Genomic DNA, 23,389 nt, shown 5'->3' with positions numbered 1-23,389 from the left:
TATTTGAATAACAAAAGCAAGCCCCTATCCGAGGATGGAGGCTTGCTTTTGTTTGCGTTAGCCAGCTTGGATCAGCTAATCCGCGCTAACCAATCCCCGCAGTAGACTCCCTGACAAGCGGTTTCGTAAAGATATGCGAAACCTGATAGGGCTGTTCCGGATCGCTAATTCTTGACAGCAGCATTTCCGCAGCTTTCACGCCCATTTCGTTGCTGTAAATATGGACAGTCGTAAGGTGGGGCTCGACGATCATGGACTCTGGCCCATTATCGAAGCCGCAAATTGCGACATCTTGAGGAACGGAGATGTTCTTGTTCTTAAGCGCTTTCATGAAGCTGACGGCAATAAAATCATTGGCGCAGATGAAGGCGGAAGGCAGCTCCTGCATCTCATTGAGACGTTCCTCCAGCCAGGTTGGCCTGGAAAAGAAAAGGCGGTCGTCGTCTACTATGCATTGGCCGAGATCAAGCGGTATTCCGGCTTCGCTGAGAGCCCGATTGAAGCCCAGCCAGCGTTCGTTAAAGCTGAGACAGTGGTTATAATCCCCGATAAACCCGAAGCTGTTATATCCGCTCGCTATTAACTTCCTTGTAAGCTGATAAACGCTATGCTGATTTTCCATCAGAAGAATATCCGCTTTGAATTCGGGATAACTTACCGTGGAGGCGCAGTCTATAAATATAGTAGGCACGCCAAGGCTTGTAATCATTTCGCTATAAGCAGGGTTAAACATTTCAATACATATGATGCCATCTACATTGGATACATCAAAATTGTTAGGCAGCGATAACGAGGCTTGATCCACCTCTCTAATAATGTGAAAGGACAGGTTATAGCCCTCGGCGCTGATCCGCTTCTCCAATCCACTGATCAGAGTAGAGCCAAAATGGGAGGTATTCGGAAGGTTAGCCGTCAATAATGCGATATTCCCTGAATTTTTGGATAACAGCTGATCGCTTTCCAGATAAGAAAATTGCTTGTATTTCAATTCAATTGCTTTTTTGATTACTTTATTTCGCGTTTCCTCCGGAATCTCGCTTCGGCCATTTAACGCCTTGGAGGCGGTATTCCTGGATATGCCGAGTGCGTCAGCGATGTCTTGAATGGTTACTTTTTCCTTATTCATGCAGGTAAGCTCACCTCTTGCGATCTTTATTCTCCTATTTTTGTGATTTTGTAAACCTGATTCATCCATATAGGTAACTCAAATGTATAATAGTTTGCGACAAATAGCAACATTGATTTTACAAATGCACATTTATGTTTACAAATACACTATAAATAAAAGTTCATTAGTAAATATATTTGTGCAAAGTTAACAGGGCGGGGACATTGAAGATACTGAATCTTTCGGGTTTTTATTAAAATTCTTCTACTAATTCCAATCAAATCCAATGTTTCGTCCGTAATAGTGAATTGGCTACTTCATAAATGAACAATTCATGTTTCCAAATGTGCAATTTATTTTTTACAAAATGTATTGACGTTTGCATAGCTGTTTGATAAATTGTAAATGCAGCAAGCGAAATGAAAATAGATCAATGAAAGCCCTTACTGCACAAACATAGAACACTTTTGTAAATGGACGGAGGTAAGTCTAACACAATGGAAGCCAAACAGGCCCAAATGGTAGCAAAGCCCGGTAACGCAGTACTTGATTATTGGAGAAAACATTACTTTCTCTACATCCTGCTCGCCCCGGCTCTTATTCTGACACTAATATTCAAATATGGTCCGATGTATGGTGCCGTTATTGCCTTCAAGGACTTCAGTCCAATCAAAGGGATCATGGGGAGCGACTGGGTAGGGCTGTACAACTTCGAGAAGTTTCTGTCGTCGCCGAATTTCGACGTTATTTTTATGAATACGCTTAAATTAAGCTTTTTCGGCCTTATTCTCGGATTTCCGATCCCGATTCTTCTCGCGCTTATGCTGAATCAGATCAGGCATACCGGAGTTAAGAAAAATATTCAATTATTTTTGTACGCTCCTAACTTCATTTCGGTCGTTGTTGTCGTCGGGATGTTGTTCATCTTCCTGTCTCCGACAGGCCCGATTAACCATTTGCTCACCTTGCTGACGGGAGAACCCGTGATGTTCATGTCGCGACCCGAATATTTCCGTGGCATCTACATTTTGTCGGATATTTGGACCGGAGCAGGCTGGGCTTCCATTATATATGTAGCCGCGCTTGCAAACGTGGATCCTGAGCTTCATCATGCGGCTAATCTGGACGGGGCGAACCTGCTCCAGCGCATCCGGCATATCGATCTGCCGACGATTCGTCCTATTATGGCGATTGTGTTTATTCTGGCGGCAGGCGGCATTATGTCAATCGGTTTCGAGAAGGCTTATCTGATGCAGACAGCGATGAACCTTCCGACATCGGAAATTATTCCAACCTATGTGTACAAAATCGGTTTGCAATCCGGTGACTATGCTTATTCTGCGGCTGTTGGATTATTTAATTCCGTCATTAACGTCGTCTTGCTTATTACGGTTAATTTCATTGTCAAAAGGTTGAACGAGGGCGACGGCCTCTACTAAGAAAGGAGATGCATGCATGACTATTAAGCATTCCAGACTGGATCGCTTACTTCTTATATTAAACGGAATTTTCCTTACGCTTGCTGTACTCGTAGTCGTTATTCCTCTGCTCTATGTGGTGGTCGCTTCCTTTATGGATCCGTCCGCACTGCTGAGCCGAGGCTTGTCCTTCAAGCTTTCGGACTGGTCCCTAGAGGGATATAAAATGATTCTGTCCAATCCGTCGATGATTCGCGGCTTCGGCAATGCCGTCTTCTATGCGGTTTCATTCTCCGTCCTGACGGTTGTTGTCTCCGTCTGTGCCGGATACTCCCTGTCCGATAATCGCCTGAAGGGGAAGGGGTTGTTCATGACCCTGTTTATCATCACGATGTTCTTCAGCGGAGGATTGGTACCTACTTATTTGCTTGTGAAAAATCTTGGATTGCTTAATACCGTATGGGCCGTCATTATCCCTGGGGCCGTAAACGTATGGAATATTATCTTGTCGCGGACCTTCTTTAAGGGAGTGCCTCTGGAGCTGAAGGAAGCGGCCAATGTTGACGGAGCCTCGGAGATGCGGATTTTCATGCAGGTCGTCCTGCCGTTGTCGAAGCCGATTGTGTTTGTTCTTGCGTTGTACGCTTTCGTCGGGCAGTGGAACTCTTATTTCGATGCAATGATTTATCTCGACAACCCGAATCTGCATCCGCTTCAGCTTGTTCTTCGTTCGATTCTGATCCAGAACCAGGTTCAACCGGGTATGATCAATGATCAGCTTGCGGCAGCTGAGCTGAAACGTCTGTCGGAGATTATCAAATATGCAGCTATTGTCGTATCCAGTGTGCCGCTCATTATTATGTATCCGTTTTTCCAGAAGTACTTTGAGAAAGGTGTCATGGTCGGTTCCCTCAAATAGGGGCAGATCTTCACATACGCATGGCCATGCGAGAAATAGAAATCATTCATTCATTATTATTGGGAGGTCATCGGTAATGAGTACAATGAACAAGTCCAGATTAGTAACTAGAACAGCTACGGCTTCAGCTCTTGCTTCAATCCTTCTTCTGTCGGCCTGCAGTGGCGGAGGCGGAGGCAATGCTGCCAGCAAGAAACAGGATCCGAGCGGTAAAGTAACCCTTAACTTTATTACGCAGAGCTCTGCCATTGCTCCGGCTGATCCGAATGACAAGCTCGTTAACAAGAGGCTCGAAGAGAAAACCAATGTTCATATCAACTGGAAGAACTTTACGAACGATGTTTTTGTTGAGAAAAGAAATCTTGCCGTAGCAAGCGGCGATCTGCCGGATGCGATCTTTAATGCGGATTACAGCGATTATGAGCTTCTGAAGCTTGCTAAGGATGGCTCGATTATTCCGCTCAACGATCTGATTGATCAATATATGCCAAACTTCAAGAAAGTACTGGAAGAAGCTCCTGAGTATAAAAGCATGATTACCGCTCCGGACGGCAAAATTTATGCCTTCCCTTGGATTGAGGAGCTCGGAAACGGCAAGGAAAGAATCCAGGCCGTGGACAGCATGCCTTGGATAAACGTGGAGTGGCTGAAAAAGCTGAACCTGAAAATGCCGACCACGACGGAAGAATTGAAGAAAGTACTGATTGCCTTCAAAACGCAGGACCCAAATGGCAACGGCCAAGCCGATGAAATTCCGTTGTCCTTCATTAATAAACCTGGTGCCGAGGATCTGGCCTTCTTGTTCGCTTCTTTCGGATTAGGCGAGAATCCTGACCATGCGGTTGTATCCAATGACGGCAAAGTTATTTTTACAGCTGCGGATGAGGGTTACAAGAAAGCTGTTTCCTTTGTGAACGAGCTTTATAAAGAAGGTCTGATTGATATTGAAGCCTATACCCAAGACTGGAGCACTTATCTGGCGAAGGGGAAAGATCAGAAATACGGGTTGTATTTCTCGTGGGACAAAGCGAACATTACCGGAGCGAACGATTCCTATGAAGTGATGCCTCCGCTTGCGGGACCTGACGGGGAAATTAATGTAACAAGAACGAATGGCCTTGGACTTGGCCGCGGCAAGATGGTCGTTACAAGCGCGAACAAGAATTTGGAAACGACGGCGAAATGGGTCGATCAGCTCTATGATCCGATTCAATCGGTTCAGGATAACTGGGGGACTTACGGCGACGACAAGCAGCAAAATATATTCGAATACGATGAAGCAAGCAATATGCTGAAGCATCTGCCTCTCGAAGGCACAGCGCCGGTTGAGCTTCGTGAGAAAACAAGCATCGGCGGACCACTCGCCATTCTGGATTCCTACTACGGCAAATATACAACGATGCCGGATGATGCGAAGGGCCGGATGGATATTATCAAGAACATTATGGCTCCGCATATGAAAGCTGACAATGTGATGCCTAGCGTATTTAACTCGATTGAAGAACTTGACCGTCTTACAACGATCGAAACGGATCTGTTCGCTTACGTGCTCAGAATGCGTACCGAATGGTACCAAAATGGCAAAGTTAATGAGCAATGGGATGATTATTTGAAAGAGCTGGACCGTCTCGGTCTGCAGGAATGGCTCAAAATCAAACAAGACGGTTACGACAGAGCGAAAAAAGGCTAGTTGCTGACAGCAGCGGTAAGGCCGTGTTTTCGGCAGGGAAACCTGCCGGGCAGGGCCTTCTTTTTTGGAAGAAAGAGTAGAGAACAGGAGCAGGGGAGAGGGAAAATGATGTCCATATTGGCCAAACAAAACTTCAGAGGTGCTTACCATATCTCGCCTCAGGTGAACTGGATGAACGATCCGAACGGGATGGTCTATTACGAGGGAGAATATCACTTATTTTATCAGCATCACCCGCATGGAGATACTTGGGGGCCAATGCACTGGGGGCATGCGGTCAGCAAGGATCTGGTTACTTGGGAGGAGCTGGACATTGCTCTCTCACCGGATGAGCACGGCACGATTTTTTCCGGAAGCGCAGTAGTCGATTGGAAGAATACAACGGGGCTGTTCCCGGATGGCCCGGGCCTGGTTGCGATATTCACCCATCATCTGGAGGTTGAAGGAAACCATCCGATTCAGCGCCAAAGCCTGGCTTACAGCACGGACAAAGGTAGAACCTGGGTGAAGTATGCCGGCAATCCGGTGCTCACGCATGAGACGTTTGTCGACTTCCGCGATCCGAAGGTGTTCTGGCATGAGGAGACGAATCGCTGGGCGATGATTATTGCCTGCGGCCAGACGGTATGTCTCTATCATTCTCCTAATCTGATTAACTGGACGTTTGGCAGCGAGTTTGGCGACGGAATCGGATCGCATGACGGCGTATGGGAATGCCCGGATCTGTTCAAGCTTGCCATCGACGGCGATGCTGCGAATTCGAAATGGGTCATGATCGTGAGCATCGGTGCGGATCCGGCTTTCGCGGAAGGATCTAGAACGCAGTATTTCACCGGAGACTTTGACGGAATGACCTTCACGCCTGATGCAGCATCCTCGGAAGTAAGATGGGTGGACCATGGACGCGACAACTATGCCGGTGTCACTTGGTCGGATGTTCCTGAATCGGATGGCAGACGTTTGATGATTGGCTGGATGAGCAATTGGCAATATGCCAATCAGACACCTACGGAGGGTTTCCGGGGAGCGATGACGATTGTACGGGAAATGTCGCTGGAAATGAGAGAGGGAGCTGTTACCCTGGTGCAGAAGCCGGCTGTAGAGCTGGAATCGATCAGGAAGCCCGTTCTTGCGCTGCAAGGAGCGACAGTTGCTGAAGCAGAGCAGGCGTTACAGAATTTGCAACTTGTCAGTTATGAAATTCATGCTGAGCTTTCAACGAATCATTCGTCCGGTTTTAGGATCCGGACCGGAGCGGCTAACGGGACGGTTGTTGGTTTCGATACCGCATCGGGGGGCATTTATGTCGATCGCACCAAGTCGGGCGAGCATAGCTTTCACCCGCTATTCCGCGGCATTCAGGCTGCGAAGATTATGTCTTCCGGCAGCAGCGTAGACCTCCGCATCTTTGTTGACGCGGCATCCGTAGAAGTGTTCGCCAATAAAGGGCAAGCCGTTATTACGGATCTTATTTATCCGGATGCGGATGCAACGGGGATCTCGTTCTTCTCGGAGCAAGACAATGCGGTTCTCTCTTCTTTGTGCATTTATGAGCTCATTCCGCATGCTGCGGGCAAGGCAGATTAAGCACAAACTTGGTGTGTATGACAACAAGAAGTAAGGGTAACCAGTACAGACCATGAACGGAGCAGCAGACAGGAGGGACACACGTTATGAAACTTGGTTTTATCGGATGTGGGGTCATTTCCACGGCGCATTTGGAAGGGCTTGAGGAGTTAAAGCGTGCAGGCAAGGAGTCGTTCGAGCTTACTGCCGTTTGCGATCTACGGCAGCAAAGGCTGCTTCCGCCCAGGCCGCCATGCGTCCCTTGAGAACGGACAAATCATGCCGATGGCTGGAATCATCGAACGTTATGCGCCGGATGTGGCGAAGAATCCATTCGCCCATTCCTATGCGGAGTTGCGGGAGGCGATCGTGGATGGCAAGCCGCCTATCTCAAGCGCTGAACGGGGGCTTGAAGCTCTGGGGGTCGTATTTGCCGCGCTGGAGTCGGCGACGATCGGCCAGCCAGTTGCGGTTCAGGATATCCTTCTTGGCCATAAACATGCCTATGAAGATGCAGTTCTAGAGGAAATGAAAACATGTAAAAGATAGTCTCGAAATTGGTGGAGGTTATGAAAAATGCGTTTAGGCGCAATCGAAGCAGGCGGAACCAAATTTGTATGCGGTATAGGAAATGAACACGGCGTCATCGAAGAAAGCGTGAGCTTTCCGACAGAGCAGCCAGAGGTGACGCTTGGCAAGGTGATTGACTATTTTCGGGAAAGCCAAGTTGAGGCCATTGGCATTGGCTCCTTCGGACCGATTGGACTTCATCCGGGCAGCCCTCTGTATGGCTTCGTGACGACAACGCCAAAGCCGGGCTGGGCGAACTGCGACTTCCTCGGGACCTTGAGGCAGGTGTTTCATGTTCCTTATGGCTGGGATACCGACGTTAATGCGGCTGCTTACGGGGAAGCGGTATGGGGTTCTGCGAAAGGGCTGCAGAGCTGTCTGTACTATACGGTCGGCACGGGCATTGGAATCGGGGTATACGCAGAAGGCCAATTGGTACATGGCCTTGTTCACCCGGAAGGAGGACATGTGCCGGTCAAGAGGCATCCGGAAGATAGCTTCCAGGGATTATGCCCTTATCATGGAGATTGCCTGGAGGGCATGGCGGCTGGTCCGGCTCTCGAGGCCCGTTGGGGGAAGAAGGGTTATGAGCTTCCGGCAGACCATGCTGCCTGGGAGAGAGAAGCCTATTATATCGCTCAATCCATTACCGGAGCTATTCTGATGCTCTCGCCGCAGAAGATTATACTCGGCGGCGGTGTGATGAAGCAGACGCATCTGTTCCCTCTTATCCGTGAAGCGGTGAAGCTTAATTTGAACGGCTACGTTAGCGCAGCTGAAATTACAGAACATATCGATAACTATATCGTCGCGCCGGGGCTAGGGGAGCAAGCCGGATTATGCGGAGCTCTGGCGCTTGGACTGCGGGCTTATCAGCAGGCACATGCGAAGGCTGGTGCGATTTAATAGACAAGGACAGCGGGATTTGCCGGAGGAGGTGCGGCAATCCCCCGGTTCTTTTTCGAGATGCGGGATTCAATAAGAAAAGAGGGATGATGATGAAGGCAAAGAGCAGATCAAAGAGTTGGGCGGTTGCGGCGGTACTCTCCTGTGTAATGGCCGTTGCTTCAGTCGCATCGGTAACGGCGAATCCGGAAACAGGCTGGACGGCTAAGGCAGCAGCGGATGCTGGCATACAGGCAGAGTCAGCTCCGGATACTCTTGTAAGCGCAACCAATGCTGATACGAATCTAACAAATTGGCAAGTGAAAGGAAGAGGCCATCTGGACAATACAGAGGAGGGCTTGCTGCTCACATCCGATCCGAAGGAAAATGTAATGGCGATATCCGGTGTCGTCGCGGATAATTTTGTCTACGAGGCGGATGTGAAAGTAACCGATATGAAGGCGGATGCCACGTTGGTATTCCGGTCCAATGAGGACGGCTGGGCTTCTTATATGCTGCAAATCGTACCTGCTGCTGGGCTTATTCGCCTGAGAGATGCGGCAAGCGACGCTGCATTGAAGGAAGAACGGCAAGTTGAACTCAAAGCAGGCGAAATCTATCATCTGAAAGTCATCGCAAGCGGAAGCAGCTTGAGGGTTTATTGGAATGGTCAATACAAGCCTGTTATAGACATTAATGATAACGCTTACAGTAAAGGTTTTCTTGGGTTGAATGTATGGGACGGCTCAGCCCTGTTTCAGAATATAAAAGTGAGCGAATTGAAGAGTAATCTGGGAACGGCTGCTTCTACCTCCGGCACTTGGGAGCCGGATTTGAAAGGCTGGCAAGGAATAGCCGAGGATAAAGCGGCGGTCCAGGTATATGGTAAACAAGCGGCTGACTTCGTATATGAAGGCGATATCGCCTTCGATGCCGGGCAGTCCGAGGCTGCTCTTGCTTTCCGAATGAATGAAGCCGGCACGCAGGGTTATTTGGCTGCATTATCAAAGGATAGCAACGGCGTCGTTGCACGTCTGATGAGAATGGATGGCAGCGTAATCGGTACTTCCGAGCAGGTGTATCCGACGCAGAATGGTACAAAGCATCATCTGGAGATTGCAGCCAGCGGCAGCCAAATTACCCTTTATGTAGACGGCTATGCGGATGCGGCTGTCCAAGCGATCGACAGCAGCTACCTGGAAGGGAATGCAGGGCTTGCCGTCCTGAAGGGCAGCGGTTATTTCCAGAATGTATATATGGTTACGGCCTCCGATTATTACACGGAAAATTACCGTCCGGATTATCATTATTCGCCGGCCCGAGGTTCAGCGAGCGATCCTAACGGGCTTGTCTATTACGAAGGGGAATACCATCTGTTTCATCAGGATGGGGGGACTTGGGCACATGCGGTCAGCGATGATCTGGTGCATTGGAAAAGGCTTCCGATAGCCTTGCCCTGGAATGATAACGGGCATGTCTGGTCCGGCTCGGCGGTTGCGGATCTGAATAATGCTTCCGGTCTGTTTACTGGCTCGGGGGGCAGCGGTCTGATTGCCTACTATACCTCCTATAATCCCGATGCGTATAACGGCAATCAGCGTATCGGACTTGCCTACAGTACCGATCAAGGACGAACTTGGCAATATTCGTCTGAGCATCCGATAGTAATTGAGAATCCGGGCAAGCAGGGGAATGACCCTGGCGGCTGGGATTTCCGCGATCCGAAGGTCGTCAGAGACGAGGCGAATCACCGGTGGATCATGGTCGTTTCCGGCGGCGATCACGTTCGCTTCTTCACCTCGACGAATTTGATCGACTGGACGCATACCGACAGCTTTGGATACGGCAGTTATGTGCGCGGCGGCGTATGGGAATGTCCGGATCTGTTCGAATTGCCGGTGGAAGGAACAGGAGAGAAGAAGTGGGTGCTGATGATCAGCACGGGTGCCAATCCTGCAACCGAAGGTTCCGATGCTGAATATTTCATCGGCCAACTGACGGCAGATGGCAAATATGTTAACGATAATGCGCCGGGAGAGGTGCTGAGGACCGATTTCGGCAAGGAATTCTACGCTTCGATGTCCTTCTCGGATCTGCCGGACAACCGGAGAATTATGCTCGCATGGATGACGAACTGGGACTATCCGTTCGCCTTTCCTACTGACGGATGGAAGGGCGAGCTTACTATTCCAAGAGAGTTAACGCTCCGGAAAACCGGTGCGGGAGTGCGGCTTGCGCAGGCTCCTGTTCAGGAGCTTCAGTCTTTACGCACGACGATGTATACGGCCCGTAATAAACGGGTAACGGCAGACAGTGAGAATCTTCTTAAGGACTTGTCGGCAGGAGCCTTTGAGATTGAAGCGGAGATTGAGATCACGGCTGGCAGCGCTGTGACGGAATTTGGCTTTAACGTAAGGGAAGGAGCCGGCAGCAACAAAACCGTTGCAGGCTATCGGATTGCGGATCATCAGATGTTCATAGACCGGAGCCATTCCGGCGTGACAGACTTCTCGGACAAGTTCTCGACTTATCAGGAGGCACCGCTCCAGCAGGCAGCAAAACGGGTGAAAATGAATATTTTTGTGGATGAATCCTCGATTGAGCTGTTTGGCAATGACGGGGAGGTTGTGTTCTCCGATGTTATTTTTCCCGATCCTGCAAGCCGCGGCATGAGTTTCTATACGAAGGGCGGGCCCGTTACCGTCGTATCGCTGAAGGTTCATGCCCTTGCGGATACCTGGAATGAGCGGAAGGACGCCGGTAGCCGAATTGTTATGGACACCAGCGACAAGGAGCTTGGCGTCGGTCAAAGCCAAACGTTATATGCATCGGTTGATTGTTTGAACTGCAACGGAAGCAAAGGTAAAAAGCAGCGGCTGAAATGGATATCCAGCAATTCAAGCGTAGTGCGCCTTAGTTCTTCAGAGCAAGGCAAAGCGACACTGATTGCGGGCAGCCCGGGAGAAGCTTTAATTAAAGTGTCGACCCAGGATGGAAAAGCTTACGCCAATACGTTGGTCCGGGTATATGACGGACAATTCGTTACGAATCTGACCGGCTGGAAGCCGGATCTGTCACTGCCCAGCTGGGTAGTTACGGAGGATGGTATCCGGGGCAGCTACTCCAGCGATGCGAATTATATCGCCCAAGAGACGGCAGGCAATTTCAGCTATGCGGCGGATATGAGACTTGGCGAGAATGGAGGAGCGGGTTCGATTCTGTTCCGTGCAAGCAGTGACGGACGCAGCGGTTATTACTTCAATCTGGATCCGAATATGAAAGCTTATCGGCTGTTCTATAAAGTAGACGGCGCTTTTGAAGACCGGATGGTGCTTGCGCGCGTACCTGCCTTTCTTCAGCGGGGCATAACTTATCATGTGAACATTGAAGCAAACGGTCCTCATATCATAATTTCCGTTAACGGACAAAGGATCATGGACGTTCAGGATGGAACCTTTGCAGAAGGACATTTTGGCGTGAATGTGTTTGGAGGACAAGCGTCCTATCAGAACGTTATGGCTGCTAATATAGAGGATGCCGATCTGACTTCCGTTGTCTTGACGAACGAAGCGACAGGCAAATCCATGTATGTAAAGGGTCAACAGAATGGAGAGCCGGTAACCATTCAGGCCGGGGGAACTTCTATATGGACGCTTGTACCAACAGGCGATGAACAGGGCTCCTATTCGATTCGGGCGGAAGGCGGAAAGACGCTTGATCTCAATACGGGACAAAATACCATACAGTTATACAGTTACCTCGGCTACAATAATCAGAGGTGGATCGTAAGTCCAAATGCGAATGGCACAGTTACGATCATATCCGTACACAATGGCAAGGCGCTTGAGGTATCGGAGGACGGTTCGGCACTTACGTTAAACGATGCACAAGCGGGACTGGCGCGGCAAGAGTGGAGAATGGAACGGAAATAGACTAATTAGTTGCGGATAAGGGAGGGAGGAAGCGATCATTGTGATCACTTCCTCCCTTTATTGTATTTAGTGATAAGCCGGCGTCTCGATGCCGCATGGTCCGCCGTCCGGATTTGCTTCCAGCGACAGCTCGGAGCCGTCCGCCTTGTAGAGCGGATTGTACCAATGCGAGATGGACATCGCGCTGCTGTTCGCGTAGTGGGAAATAAAAGCGCGGCGGAAGCGGTCTTTTGTTTTGTTCCGGTAAGAGCCGTGAATCAGATTGCCGTTAAAGAACAGGATATCGCCGGGCTCCATGATCGCTGCAACGGGCTTTTCCTCTTTTGGCGGCTTCACGTAATGGTTGGTGAACGATTCGTTCGAATCGGATTCTTCCGGGCATACAATTTCATACGTATTTGTTTTCGGAACAAGAAGCATACAGCCGTTTTCTTCGTCGCAGCGGTCGATAGCCGCCCATGCCGCAATGCAGTTGCCCGGCTCCACTTTCAGGTAGAAGTTATCCTGATGCAGCGCTTGACCGCGCGAGCCCGGAGGCTTGTAATAGAACATGCTTTGCGCTGCCAAAGCCTCTTCACCGTACAGATCGTGCATAATGTCGAGAACAACTGGATGCAGCATGTAATGCTTGCTCAGATCGTTGTAACGGTGAGGATGCATCACCCGCGGATAGCGGCGAAGCGGATCCTCCTGCTCTCCGTCCAGAGCCGGCTCGAAATAGCCGGGAATCGGGGTAAGGCTGATTTTATCGAACTCGGCCCGGATTTCCTCGATCTCTTCCTTGCTCCACACGCCCTTTACGATGACATAACCTTCCGTCTCGAACTGCTTCATCTGCTCCTCGGTGAGCACTTTAAGCGACTGGTTCATTTGTATGGCTCCTCTCCTTGTTGTGAGCTGCTTCTTGTCTCTAATTGTAGGGTGTTAAGGGAAAAGCTTGAAGTCGCGATTATGCTCAATACTGCTTGGATTCTGCTATTATGCTGGACGAATGAAGGCTGGCGCGATACCCTTAGGGTAATGAATCGGAGCGGGGTGGAAATGGTGGAGAAGGAATCGAAGAACGGCGTCGTTACGGGACATTTCTTGGAAAACGAATCCTATTGCATGGTACGTCCTGCCGGAAGGGAGGATTGGCTGCTCGTTTACACGCTGGATGGTCAGGGTTTTTTTCGAACGGCTGCGGGAGAGAAATTATGCAAGGCGGGGGAGCTGGTACTGCTCCGCAAAAGGGTTCCTCATACGTACGGTACCGTAAAGGGAGATACGTGGAACTTTATGTGGGCGCATTTCAATCGGCTCCCGGAGCTGTCCTTGCTTCCGGATGAAGAGGTGCTGCTCTGCCCGCTGCCTTCCAGCGAGCTGCAGCGAAGGGTGATCCGGATCTTCCGGTCGCTGCTGCATGACTCAAGGGCGCAGGGCGGGTTCTGGGAGGAGCTGTGCGATAATCAGCTAAGTGCTTTAATTCTGCTAATGGCCGGGCAGCTTGCGGACAAGCTGGATTACCGCGTCAGCCAGGTGATGCGGATTTTATCCGCGCAGATGCAGGAGCCGTTATCCATTAACGAGCTGGCAGCGCGCGTAGGACTGTCCGCATCCCGGCTGTCCCATCTATTCAAGTCGGAGACCGGCCGCTCCATTGTGGACATGCTAAACAATATGCGTCTCGAGCAGGCCGTTCTGCTTATGCTGCAGGCTGGCCGGACGGCCGGGGAAGCAGCCTTCGACGTTGGCTTCCAGAGCTATAACCATTTTGCCGCCTTGTTCCGCAGGAGGTACGGCTGCGGTCCGGCGGAGTATAAACGGAAGGCGGAGTATACGTCTATATCCGAGACTTGAATTGGCTTGGCGTCAGGCCGACAAATTTCTTGAACTGCCGCATGAAATGCGTCTCATGCTCGTACCCGCAGCTTGCCGCGATAGCCGATACGGAGTGGGTGCTGTTCTTGAGCAAATATTTGGCGAGCTCCAGCCTGCCGTTAATCATATCGTTGACGACGGAGCAGCCGAAAATATCCTTATAGAGATGCTGGAAGTAAGACTTGCTGAGGTGCACGCGGTCAGCCAGCATCTCTACCGTAACATGGCTTTGCGGCGAGTTATAGAGCTCGTCCCGCAGCTCGGAGAACTGCCGGATATAACGGCCCGGCCGCTCGGGATGCTGGGAAAGCTGGTGCAGATTGCTCAGCTTCATCAGAAGCGCCCGGATATCCGTATCCAGAATTTGATCCCTCAAATGCCCGCCTTGCTTCTGAACCCGGTGGAGCTCCATAATGCTTCTCGAGATCAGCATCGGGTCAACGGCCGGGACGGGAGTATCCAGCGGAAAGTTCAGTTCGGCAAGCAAGCCCCTCAGCTCTTCTCCCCGGCAATGAAACCAGTCGTTTACGAAAGGCAGCTCAAACTGCATATAAGAATGCGGCGTATCCGGCTGGAACAGGATGAACGAATCGCTGTCCACAAGAATACGCAAGCCCCGTATGATAACCTCGGATTTCTTCTTGAACAGAACAAAAGCATAATCCCCCGAACCGTTAGGCCGGATAATCGAAATTCCGTGAGGATGGACAAACCGGTAGCCGCAGCTGTCTAATCGGATGATCGTCAGCAGCTCCTTTCTTCAAAAAAGCACGATAGGTCAGTTTTTTCTCATTATAGTGAATTGTAGGCGCTTTCTCAATCCCATACAATCTTTCATATAGAACTATTTATTATCGTCCTGTGCGCGGGTAGGAGCTGAAGCAAGCATGACAATCACAGAATCTGTCAGTAAAAGGGAACGGGGCGGCTGCAAGGGCTGCTCGGCCGATGTCAGAGTGACGGACGAGCAGATTCAGCGTCTGATCTCCAAGATCAAACCCGATGCCTGCGTAACGGACGAGCTGTACGCGAAGCGGCTTGCCGCATGCGAAGGCTGCGCAAGCATGGCTTACGATACGACCTGCATGCATTGCGGCTGTCTCGTGCAAGTGCGAGCCAAGCTGAAGGATAAAGGATGCCCGCATCCCCAGCAGGCGGTTCGGGCGTTATGGGAAGCGAGACATTTCTGAAGCGACGCTTACGAGGCAAGAATTATCACGAACAGCCATCCGGCTGTTTATGTAATCATTCTTTTTAGGAGGCTTTTTACAAATGAACAAAGCAGTTGTCCATGCAGACTGGTCGATCGGCACGATTAACAAGAATATCTATGGCCATTTCGCCGAGCATCTTGGCAGATGTATTTATGAAGGCTTGTGGGTAGGGGAAGATTCGGAAATTCCGAATACGGACGGTATCCGTAATGACGTTATCGAAGCGCTGCGCAATCTCAAGGTGCCTGTCCTGCGCTGGCCGGGCGGCTGTTTTGCCGACGAGTATCATTGGAAAGACGGCATCGGTCCCCGCGAGACTCGCAAGAGAATGGTCAATACGCACTGGGGCGGCGTTGTGGAAAATAACCATTTCGGCACGCACGAGTTCTTCCGCCTATGCGAGCTGATTGGCGCCGAGCCGTATATCTGCGGCAACGTGGGCAGCGGTTCGATTCAAGAAATGTCCGAATGGATGGAATACATGACGTTCGACGGCGATTCCCCGATGGCGAATCTGCGTCGGCAGAACGGCCGGGAAGAGCCTTGGAAGCTGAAATATTTTGGCGTGGGTAACGAGAACTGGGGCTGCGGCGGTGAAATGCTTCCAGAACATTACGCGGATCTGTACCGCAACTTCCAGACGTATGTCCGCCAATACGGCGATAACAAACTGTACAAAATCGCAGGCGGCGCCAACTCGAGCGATTACCGATGGACCGATGTGCTGATGAACAAAGCGGAGCGCTTTATGAGCGGTCTGAGCCTGCATCACTACACGGTTCCGGGAGAATGGGCCGACAAAGGCTCCGCAACGGAATTTGACGAGAACGACTGGTTCGTGACTATGAAAAAAGCCGAATTTATGGATGAGCTTCTGACTCGCCACAGCACGGTAATGGATCGTTACGACCCGAACAAACGCGTTGGCTTGATCGTTGACGAGTGGGGGACTTGGTTTAACGTGGAGCCGGGCACCAACCCGGGCTTCCTGTACCAGCAGAACACGATGCGCGACGCTCTTGTTGCCGCGATTAACCTGCATATTTTCCATAAGCATTGCGATCGCGTGCAGATGACCAACATTGCCCAAATGGTTAACGTTCTGCAGGCGGTGGTTCTGACGGAAGGGGACAAAATCCTGCTGACGCCTACGTACCATGTGCTTGAAATGTACAACGTCCACCAGGATGCCGAGGCACTGGCGATTCATGGCCAATTCGGCAAAGTAAATGCCGACGGCAAAGAGCTGGATCAAGTTGGCGTTACCGCTTCCAAGAAGGATGGCGTCATCCATGTCAGCCTATACAACCTGCACCCGTCCGAACAATCGGAGATCAACCTTGAGCTGCGCGGCGCCGAAGGCAGCTTCAACTGCACGGGCAGGCTGCTCGCAGCGGATGCGATTCAGGCGCATAACACCTTCGAGGAGCCTTCTAAGGTGAGCGTGAAGGCATTCTACGAAGCGAAGATCGAGAATGGCAAATTGAGCTTTAATCTGCCTGCCGCATCGGTAGTTACGCTTCGTTTGGAGCAATAATATACGTTTATGTCCAAAGCCGTTAGGTCCCTTTCGAGGGGCTTAACGGCTTTTGCTATTGGGTATGGGAGAGGGCTGTGGCTTAATGTTGCCTATGATGGATTTCCTCCAGTAAAATGGGATGTTTTACTTGCATAGTAGCGTCTACGCTGGATTTCATCCAGTGTATTCCTTCATTAAGGGGTTAATTGGCAGTTAGGCGTGCATTATGGTGCATGAAATCCAACGTAGATTGGAAAGTGAGGTCAAATGTGCAATTACGTTGGATGGGATCCAACGTAGCGAGGAGGTCCCATTGCTATGGCGCCCAAATGTGTTCAAATAGTGGGCTTGCAGAAGCTTAAGGTCCCTGAGGGACCTTAAGGCAGAAAAATTAGTCGGGGCTAGTCGGGTTAAGGTCCCTGAGGGACCTTAACTACTCAGAACAAGCGGCAAACAGCTTGCAAAATCCCCCACTCAGATGAAATTAGACCCTCGCAGGGTCTTATTCAGCAATAGTAGGATAATTTGAAATACGTTAAGACCCTGGCAGGGTCTTATTTGCCATCGCGTGTATCCAAACTGGCCTGATTAGAAGGCGTGCAGATGTAATAAGACCCTCGTAGGGTCTTATTCAGCAATAGTAGGGTAATTTGAAGCGTGATAAGACCCTTGCAGGGTCTTATTCGCAAGCGGGAGTGACGAAACTGACCTATTAAAGCTGCTCCTAAAGAAATAAGACCCCAGCAGGGTCTTATTCATTACCAGTAGAGTAACTTCAGCGAGAATAAGACCCCGGCAGGGTCTTATTCCTGCACATCCAACCACTAGCCTCTCAAATTGCTGCCCGTCGTAATCGTGAGGTCCCGAAAGTTCTCGACGGAGGCCCCTTTTTCGTAGAAATGAGGGACGTTGTCCTGGATGCCTTGGCGCGTATAGAACGGATCATCGGCGGCGAGCGGGAAAGTAACTTTTTCCCCGGTGCTGGCGGATTTGTAAATGCCAAGAATCAGCTCGAGCGTCGCGCGTCCGCTATGTCCGTCAATCAACAGAGATTCCCGGCCTTCAATCGCGGACAATACGTTGTTGATCTGTCCGACATGCCCTTCGTAGGTTACCTCCGGCAGGTTGTCGTAGTAGGCTTGAATTTCGGAGGAGAGAGCCGTGTTCGGCGTCGGGAAGCCGTTATCCATGGAGCTGGAGGTGACAAGCTTCCATGGCGCGGAAATCCGTGCTGCTTTGCCTTGGAAAATAAGCTGCTGCTCTTCGCCGTGATGGACGACGGAGCTCGTGATTTGGCCAAGGCCGCCGCCCGCGAATTTCAGCATCGCAATCGACAGGTCCTCCACTTCCGCGTTATCATGCGACGTATTGCTCATGAATGCCTGCAGCTCGGCTGGCCGGCCCATCATCCAGAGCAGCGCGTCGATATGATGGACGGCATGGTTCAGCGTGCAGCCGCCGCCTTCCTTCTCCCACGTGCCGCGCCACCACAGGTCATAGTAGCAGTGACCGCGCCACCAGAAGGAGTCGACCTGCGAGTGGACAACCGGGCCGATCAGCCCGCTGTCGAGCACTCCCTTAAGCTTCATCATCGGCGTGCGGAAGCGGTTCTGGGCAACGATAGACAGGAGCTTGCCGCTCTCCTCGGCCGCCCGGTTCATGGCATCGCATTCTTCGAGCGAGGAGGCCATCGGCTTTTCGACCAGGACATGCTTGCCCGCACGGAGGAAGTCAACGGCAATCTCGGCATGCGTGTAAGGGGGCGTGCAAACGGAGACGAGATCGATATCCTGCCCCAGCAGCTCCTTGTAATCGCTGTATGCCTTGGCCTCCGTAAGTCCACATTGGGCAATGCGGCTCTCGGCTTTGTCTAAGTAAATATCCGTAACGGCAACAATCCGGCATCTGTCCGAAAATTTCTGATAAGCGTCGATATGGGCTCTGCTGATGGCCCCGGATCCAATAATCGCTACTTTAAGCATCGTGAAATCCTCTCCTATTCCATGCGAACCGCAAGATTTTGGGCTAATACGCTAAGCTCGGCAACCTTGAAAGCATGCTCTTGAGTCATGGCATTTTCCGTACGGTGGATGCAGTCGAGAATAAGCTGACCGAAGAACGGGTAACCAACTTGACCTTTCACGGAAAAATGAAACTCTCCCTCTTGGTTAGCCATGTATACCTGATCGCCTTCGGGACTCTTGGCAAGATCCACGTATTTGCGGACTTCGATATAACCTTCCGTGCCAAGGATAAGCGTCCGCCCGTCGCCCCAAGTGCTCAGCCCGTCAGGCGTCAGCCAGTCCACCCGGAAGTACGCCGCCGCGCCGTTATCGCCCGTCAGCATCACATCGCCGTAATCCTCCAGCTCCGGATAGTCCTTATGATGGTAGTTGGCGATCCGGGACTGTACGACCTGCGCATCCTTAGCTCCCGTATAGGACAGGAACTGCTCGATTTGATGGCTGCCGATATCGCAAATAATGCCGCCGTATTTCTCCCGTTCGAAGAACCATTCCGGTCTGGATTTCGCATTCGTCCGATGCGGTCCCCAGCCCATAACCTGCACGACCCGTCCGATTGCTCCCTGCTCGATCAGTTGGCCGGCGAATAAAGCTCCTTCGTTATGGAGCCTTTCGCCGTAGTAAACCATGTATTTGCGTCCGGTCTCGGCGGAAACCCGCTTGGCGTCTTCCAATTGCTCCAGCGTTGTGAGCGGAGCTTTGTCCGTAAAATAATCCTTGCCCGCCCGCATCACCCGAAGGCCAAGCGCGCAGCGTTCCGAAGTAATAGCCGCGGAAGCAACCAGTTGAATACGGGAATCGGCGAAAATTTCCTCCTCGGAAGCAGCAACCTTAACCTGAGGGTAGCTCTTGACGAACCGGGCAACCTTCTCCGGATCCGGATCGTACACGTATACAAGCTCGCCGCCTGCTTCAATCAATCCGTTGCACATGCCGAAGACATGCCCGTGGTCCAGCGCGATTGCCGCGAATTGAAACTCCCCAGGCGATACGACCGGATTGGGTTTGCCTTGCGGCGCATAATTCATGCCATCTGATTTATTCAAGCGAGAAACATCTCCTTTAGTGGAATTGCTTCTAGGATATATGGAAAAAGACATCCTTTGTCGCTCGATTTTGCGGTAAAATGTTTATATCTTGCGGTTATCTTGAGAGGGTGGGAATCGAATGGTTCAAGCAAAGAGATTATTCGAATACGAGTACCGCAGAACGTCGAGGGACTATTTCCGCGAAGTGTTTCATGCCCATTCCCAGATGGAGCTTACGTATGTGCATGAGGGCCGGGGGCTGCTCATTATCGACGGAAAATCGTATTCGATTGAGCCCAATACGCTGCTGGTTTTCCCGCCGCTGCAGATGCACCGGATTCAGATTCAGGTGACGGAGGCGGAGCCATTCATCCGCAGCGTGCTGCTGTTCGAGCCGGCTGTGCTGCATGGGTATTTGAATGATTTTCCGAGTTTAAAAAGCTTCTTCCAGCGCTTAATGCTGCAGCAGGCGAATGTGCATCCGGTGAACGCAATGCCGGAGAGCGAGCCGTTTGTCGCATTGCTCAGGCAGTTCAGTCTAACGATGGGCGGCAAGAGAGAGGCGGATTTCGAGGAAAACATGGGCGTCTTCCTGCTCAGCCTTGTGCATCAGTTAAAGCAAAGCCCGGACGGGGAATCGGCTTATCTGAAGAAGCATAATCTTCATGTGGAAGAAATTATCGGGTGGATAGAGAAGCGTTATATGGAGCCGTTCCGGCTGGAGGACCTGGCAGGCGAGCTTCATTTGTCGCCTTATCATGTGGCTCACCTGTTCAAGGAGTCGACCGGCACAACGATTGTGGCCTATACTCAGGCGACGCGGATCCGGCATGCCTGCTCGCTGCTTCGCAAGACATCCTTGCCGTTATCGGAAATCGGCTACAGGGTAGGAATTGCGAACCCCTCGTATTTCAGTAAAATTTTCCGCCAGATCATGGGCGTGGCTCCGCTGACGTATAGGCAGCATCTGATCAAATAATGAGGTGAAACGATGATTCTTTTTCAAGGGAAAGAGGTCGGTCTCCGCACGCTTGAATCGGAGGATGCGGGACTGCTGGTTCGTTGGCTGAGCGATCCGGTGGTGCTGGAATTTTACGAGGGCAGGGACAGGCCGCTTGACGTGGAACTGGTCCGGAAGCATTTTTACGAGGACCGGGAAGAGATCATACCTTGCATTATTCAATATAACGGTGCCGACATCGGCTATCTGCAATTCTATGAGATTCAGGAAGAGGAAAGGGAGATTTACGGACTCTCGGATGAAGCAGGCAGCATCTATGGCATGGATCAATTCATCGGCGAGTCACGATATTGGAACAAGGGGATCGGCACGGAGCTGATTAAAGAAACGTTGAGTTATTTGGTTAACGACCGGGGAGTGCGGAAGATCGTCATGGACCCGCAGGCCTGGAATACAAGAGCGCTAAGAGTGTATGAGAAGTGCGGCTTTAAGAAGGTGAAGCTGCTGGAGAAGCATGAGTGGCATGAGGGGGAATACCGGGATTGCTGGCTGATCGCATACGACGCGGTGAAGGCGCTGTCAAATGACCTGCTATGACCACATAGCTCTGCGGGGTTTCATACACATAAGAATTGATTATTATCAAAGCTTGTCATTCTAATTATTTTCCAATGTCGAGATTGAGAATCATTATTGACATCAACCCTCTAAGTACGTAATATTGAATGTGGAAAGTTTATTGATAACGTTTCTCATTTGATATCGGGGTGGATGAATGAAGTTTAAATTTACTGTTCTCATTTTTATTTGTATGCTTCTATTGCCATCCGGAGTATTTGCAGATCAAGCATCTGATGCATTAACGGACGCAAATAATCATGTTATAAACGCTGCAGAATCGGCCAAGAAAAATGATTTTGTTCTTGCCAAGCAGCAATATGATCAATTTAACAAAAGCTGGTACGTCTTTGAACAGGATATAAAATCCAAATCTAAAGGTGCCTACCGCAGTATTGAAGAAACAATGGGTGAAGTACAATATGCCTTTGCCAAGAATCCGATTTCTAAAGATCAAGTCGTTCTAAGCCTTAACAAACTAATAAGCATCAATCAAAAAGTTATAACTGGTGATTTTTCTTCCTTTACAGAGCCTGCCTCTTCCGGGAATGCAACGATTAAAGATATTCTCCAACTGCTCGACCAAGCAAATGCGGCTCTAGCCCAAAATGATGTGGAGACGGCGAAAGCCAAGATCGAGGCGTTTCGTAATTCATGGCTGGATGTCGAGGGTATCGTCCTCACGCAGTCCTCTAAAATTTATGGGGATGCGGAACGGGATATGGTATCCTCGTACGCCTTGCTTACTTCAAATCCTCCCCAAATCACGAAGTCCGCACAGACACTGAAGGACATGCGCGATTATCTGGCACCGCTGGCCAATAAAACCGGCTACGGGATGGTTGATGTCATCACAATCCTGCTTCGCGAAGGACTTGAGGCACTTCTGGTAATCGTCGCTCTTCTTGGATTCTTGAAGAAATCAGGCCATGGAGAGAAGAAGAACTGGATCTGGTATGGTCTAGGGGCAGGCGCACTGGTTAGCGTTATTCTAGGCGTCGTTGTCCAGCAACTGTTCGCTAAGGGTACGTTTGGTAACAATAACTTCTTGATCGCAGGCTGTACCGGACTATTTGCTGCGGTCATGCTTATTTATATGAGCTATTGGCTGCACAGCAAATCAAGCCTTTCCAACTGGAGAGCTTATATTAATGGCAAAAGCACCAAGGCGCTTGCTTCCGGAAGCTTATGGTCGCTTGCCATTCTCTCCTTCCTTGCTGTCTTTCGAGAGGGAACGGAAACCGTGCTCTTCTTTATCGGCATGGCTTCCTCCATTAGCCTGGTTAGTTTATTATCGGGTATTGCAATCGGGCTCTTAATTTTGATTGTTGTTGCCTTCTTGATTATAAAAGTTGGCGTGAAAATTCCGATGAGACCTTTTTTCCTCATCTCCAGCATTCTAGTATTTTACTTATGCTTCAAGTTTCTTGGCATGGGAATCCACGGACTGCAATTAGCAGGCGTATTGAAAGCTACGCATTCCGACAGTCTCCCGGTGGGCGATGTATTTGGCCTTTATCCAACTTGGGAAAATATCATTCCTCAAGGTTTCCTTCTGCTGGCTGCAATCCTTGTCGTTGTCTATAAACGAGTAAAAGAGTTAAAGATTCAACAGCAGACAAATATAAATCATATTTAATCGGGGGTTATTCATTTGAAAACGTTAAAAGGGTTAACAGTACTAATAAGTTTGGTTCTTGTTCTTGCAGCATGTTCGTCGAATTCGTCGAATTCGAGTTCTACCACAGACGGCGCAAAGAAAATGCAGGATACTTTAACGGAGATGCAGAAGAACGTTGAGGCGAACGATGCCGCAAAAGCAGCAAAGAACGCTGAAGAGCTTGAGTCGAGTTGGGAGAAGTTTGAAGATGATGTAAAGGCCAATCAAGCCGATGTATACGGTAAAGTTGAAGATCCATTGGGCGCGATTCAAACCGGAGTTAAAGAAACTCCGCTGGACCAAGCCGTACTTAAAGAACAAATCGTCAAATTAAATGACGCCCTTAAAGAAATTAAATAATCAAAAAGGAGCCGGTTCCCGGCTCCTTTTTTGCGTAATGGCTATAAATCTCCCCGA

The 23,389-nt window shown here is 50.2% G+C and carries 19 protein-coding genes; 14 read left to right on the top strand and 5 right to left on the bottom strand.

What is annotated here, in order from left to right:
• Positions 1-85: 85 nt before the first annotated feature.
• Positions 86-1,126, bottom strand: coding sequence for a LacI family DNA-binding transcriptional regulator (locus ACR9FF_RS25175; protein ID WP_435166016.1), 1,041 nt, complete (start codon positions 1,124-1,126; stop codon positions 86-88).
• Positions 1,127-1,626: 500 nt separating this feature from the next.
• On the opposite strand from ACR9FF_RS25175, the gene ACR9FF_RS25170 reads away from it, so the two are divergent.
• The 7 genes from ACR9FF_RS25170 (at position 1,627) to ACR9FF_RS25140 (ending at position 12,088) form a co-directional block, all read left to right on the top strand.
• Positions 1,627-2,547: an ABC transporter permease gene (locus ACR9FF_RS25170; RefSeq protein ID WP_397369588.1), complete on the top strand. Its 921-nt coding sequence runs from the start codon at positions 1,627-1,629 to the stop codon at positions 2,545-2,547.
• A gap of 16 nt (positions 2,548-2,563) precedes the next feature.
• A complete protein-coding gene (locus tag ACR9FF_RS25165; RefSeq protein ID WP_317979975.1) occupies positions 2,564-3,445 on the top strand; it encodes a carbohydrate ABC transporter permease in 882 nt (293 codons plus the stop codon).
• A gap of 76 nt (positions 3,446-3,521) precedes the next feature.
• Positions 3,522-5,135 (top strand): ABC transporter substrate-binding protein, encoded by a 1,614-nt coding sequence (locus ACR9FF_RS25160; RefSeq protein ID WP_435166012.1) that lies wholly within the window; start codon positions 3,522-3,524, stop codon positions 5,133-5,135.
• 108 nt (positions 5,136-5,243) lie between these two features.
• Positions 5,244-6,722, top strand: a complete 1,479-nt coding sequence (locus tag ACR9FF_RS25155; RefSeq protein WP_435172211.1) for a glycoside hydrolase family 32 protein — start codon at positions 5,244-5,246, stop codon at positions 6,720-6,722.
• Between the two features lie 156 nt (positions 6,723-6,878).
• The gene (locus ACR9FF_RS25150; RefSeq protein WP_435166009.1) at positions 6,879-7,250 is read left to right on the top strand and encodes a hypothetical protein; all 372 of its coding nucleotides are present in this window, start codon (positions 6,879-6,881) and stop codon (positions 7,248-7,250) included.
• A gap of 27 nt (positions 7,251-7,277) precedes the next feature.
• Positions 7,278-8,177 (top strand): ROK family protein, encoded by a 900-nt coding sequence (locus tag ACR9FF_RS25145; RefSeq protein ID WP_435166006.1) that lies wholly within the window; start codon positions 7,278-7,280, stop codon positions 8,175-8,177.
• Between the two features lie 92 nt (positions 8,178-8,269).
• Complete coding sequence (locus ACR9FF_RS25140; protein WP_435166003.1) at positions 8,270-12,088, top strand: GH32 C-terminal domain-containing protein; 3,819 nt, start codon at positions 8,270-8,272, stop codon at positions 12,086-12,088.
• A 66-nt stretch (positions 12,089-12,154) separates the two neighbouring features.
• Here the strand turns inward: ACR9FF_RS25140 and ACR9FF_RS25135 are convergent, their stop codons facing one another.
• Entirely contained in the window at positions 12,155-12,958 is an 804-nt protein-coding gene (locus ACR9FF_RS25135; protein WP_127491909.1) for a phytanoyl-CoA dioxygenase family protein, read from the bottom strand.
• Positions 12,959-13,039: 81 nt separating this feature from the next.
• Between ACR9FF_RS25135 and ACR9FF_RS25130 the strand changes: the two genes are divergently transcribed.
• Positions 13,040-13,927, top strand: a complete 888-nt coding sequence (locus ACR9FF_RS25130) for a helix-turn-helix domain-containing protein (protein ID WP_435165999.1) — start codon at positions 13,040-13,042, stop codon at positions 13,925-13,927.
• Here ACR9FF_RS25130 and ACR9FF_RS25125 read toward each other — a convergent pair.
• Positions 13,911-14,561: a helix-turn-helix transcriptional regulator gene (locus ACR9FF_RS25125; protein ID WP_435165996.1), complete on the bottom strand. Its 651-nt coding sequence runs from the start codon at positions 14,559-14,561 to the stop codon at positions 13,911-13,913. The genes ACR9FF_RS25130 and ACR9FF_RS25125 overlap by 17 nt on opposite strands.
• A 274-nt stretch (positions 14,562-14,835) precedes the next feature.
• On the opposite strand from ACR9FF_RS25125, the gene ACR9FF_RS25120 reads away from it, so the two are divergent.
• Positions 14,836-15,138, top strand: coding sequence for a DUF6171 family protein (locus ACR9FF_RS25120; protein WP_317979980.1), 303 nt, complete (start codon positions 14,836-14,838; stop codon positions 15,136-15,138).
• 82 nt (positions 15,139-15,220) lie between these two features.
• The gene (locus ACR9FF_RS25115; protein ID WP_435165992.1) at positions 15,221-16,699 is read left to right on the top strand and encodes an alpha-N-arabinofuranosidase; all 1,479 of its coding nucleotides are present in this window, start codon (positions 15,221-15,223) and stop codon (positions 16,697-16,699) included.
• An 806-nt stretch (positions 16,700-17,505) separates the two neighbouring features.
• On the opposite strand, the gene ACR9FF_RS25110 is transcribed toward ACR9FF_RS25115, so the two are convergent.
• Both ACR9FF_RS25110 and ACR9FF_RS25105 read right to left on the bottom strand, forming a co-directional pair.
• Positions 17,506-18,663 carry a Gfo/Idh/MocA family protein gene (locus ACR9FF_RS25110; RefSeq protein WP_435165989.1) on the bottom strand — a complete coding sequence of 386 codons (1,158 nt, stop codon included), beginning with the start codon at positions 18,661-18,663 and terminating at the stop codon, positions 17,506-17,508.
• Between the two features lie 14 nt (positions 18,664-18,677).
• Positions 18,678-19,751: a Gfo/Idh/MocA family protein gene (locus tag ACR9FF_RS25105; protein ID WP_435165986.1), complete on the bottom strand. Its 1,074-nt coding sequence runs from the start codon at positions 19,749-19,751 to the stop codon at positions 18,678-18,680.
• Positions 19,752-19,872: 121 nt separating this feature from the next.
• On the opposite strand from ACR9FF_RS25105, the gene ACR9FF_RS25100 reads away from it, so the two are divergent.
• The 4 genes from ACR9FF_RS25100 (at position 19,873) to ACR9FF_RS25085 (ending at position 23,332) form a co-directional block, all read left to right on the top strand.
• Positions 19,873-20,712, top strand: coding sequence for an AraC family transcriptional regulator (locus ACR9FF_RS25100; protein ID WP_435165983.1), 840 nt, complete (start codon positions 19,873-19,875; stop codon positions 20,710-20,712).
• Positions 20,713-20,724: 12 nt separating this feature from the next.
• A complete protein-coding gene (locus ACR9FF_RS25095; protein ID WP_435165980.1) occupies positions 20,725-21,291 on the top strand; it encodes a GNAT family N-acetyltransferase in 567 nt (188 codons plus the stop codon).
• Between the two features lie 178 nt (positions 21,292-21,469).
• Positions 21,470-22,951, top strand: coding sequence for an FTR1 family iron permease (locus ACR9FF_RS25090; RefSeq protein ID WP_435165977.1), 1,482 nt, complete (start codon positions 21,470-21,472; stop codon positions 22,949-22,951).
• Positions 22,952-22,966: 15 nt separating this feature from the next.
• Positions 22,967-23,332: a hypothetical protein gene (locus tag ACR9FF_RS25085; protein WP_127491891.1), complete on the top strand. Its 366-nt coding sequence runs from the start codon at positions 22,967-22,969 to the stop codon at positions 23,330-23,332.
• Positions 23,333-23,389: the final 57 nt, after the last annotated feature.

Source organism: Paenibacillus glycanilyticus, from assembly GCF_051200795.1.
Taxonomy (GTDB): Bacteria; Bacillota; Bacilli; order Paenibacillales; family Paenibacillaceae; genus Pristimantibacillus; species Pristimantibacillus glycanilyticus.
The sequence above is the reverse complement of the archived record's forward strand: the minus strand, read 5'-3'. Positions and strand labels throughout refer to the sequence as shown.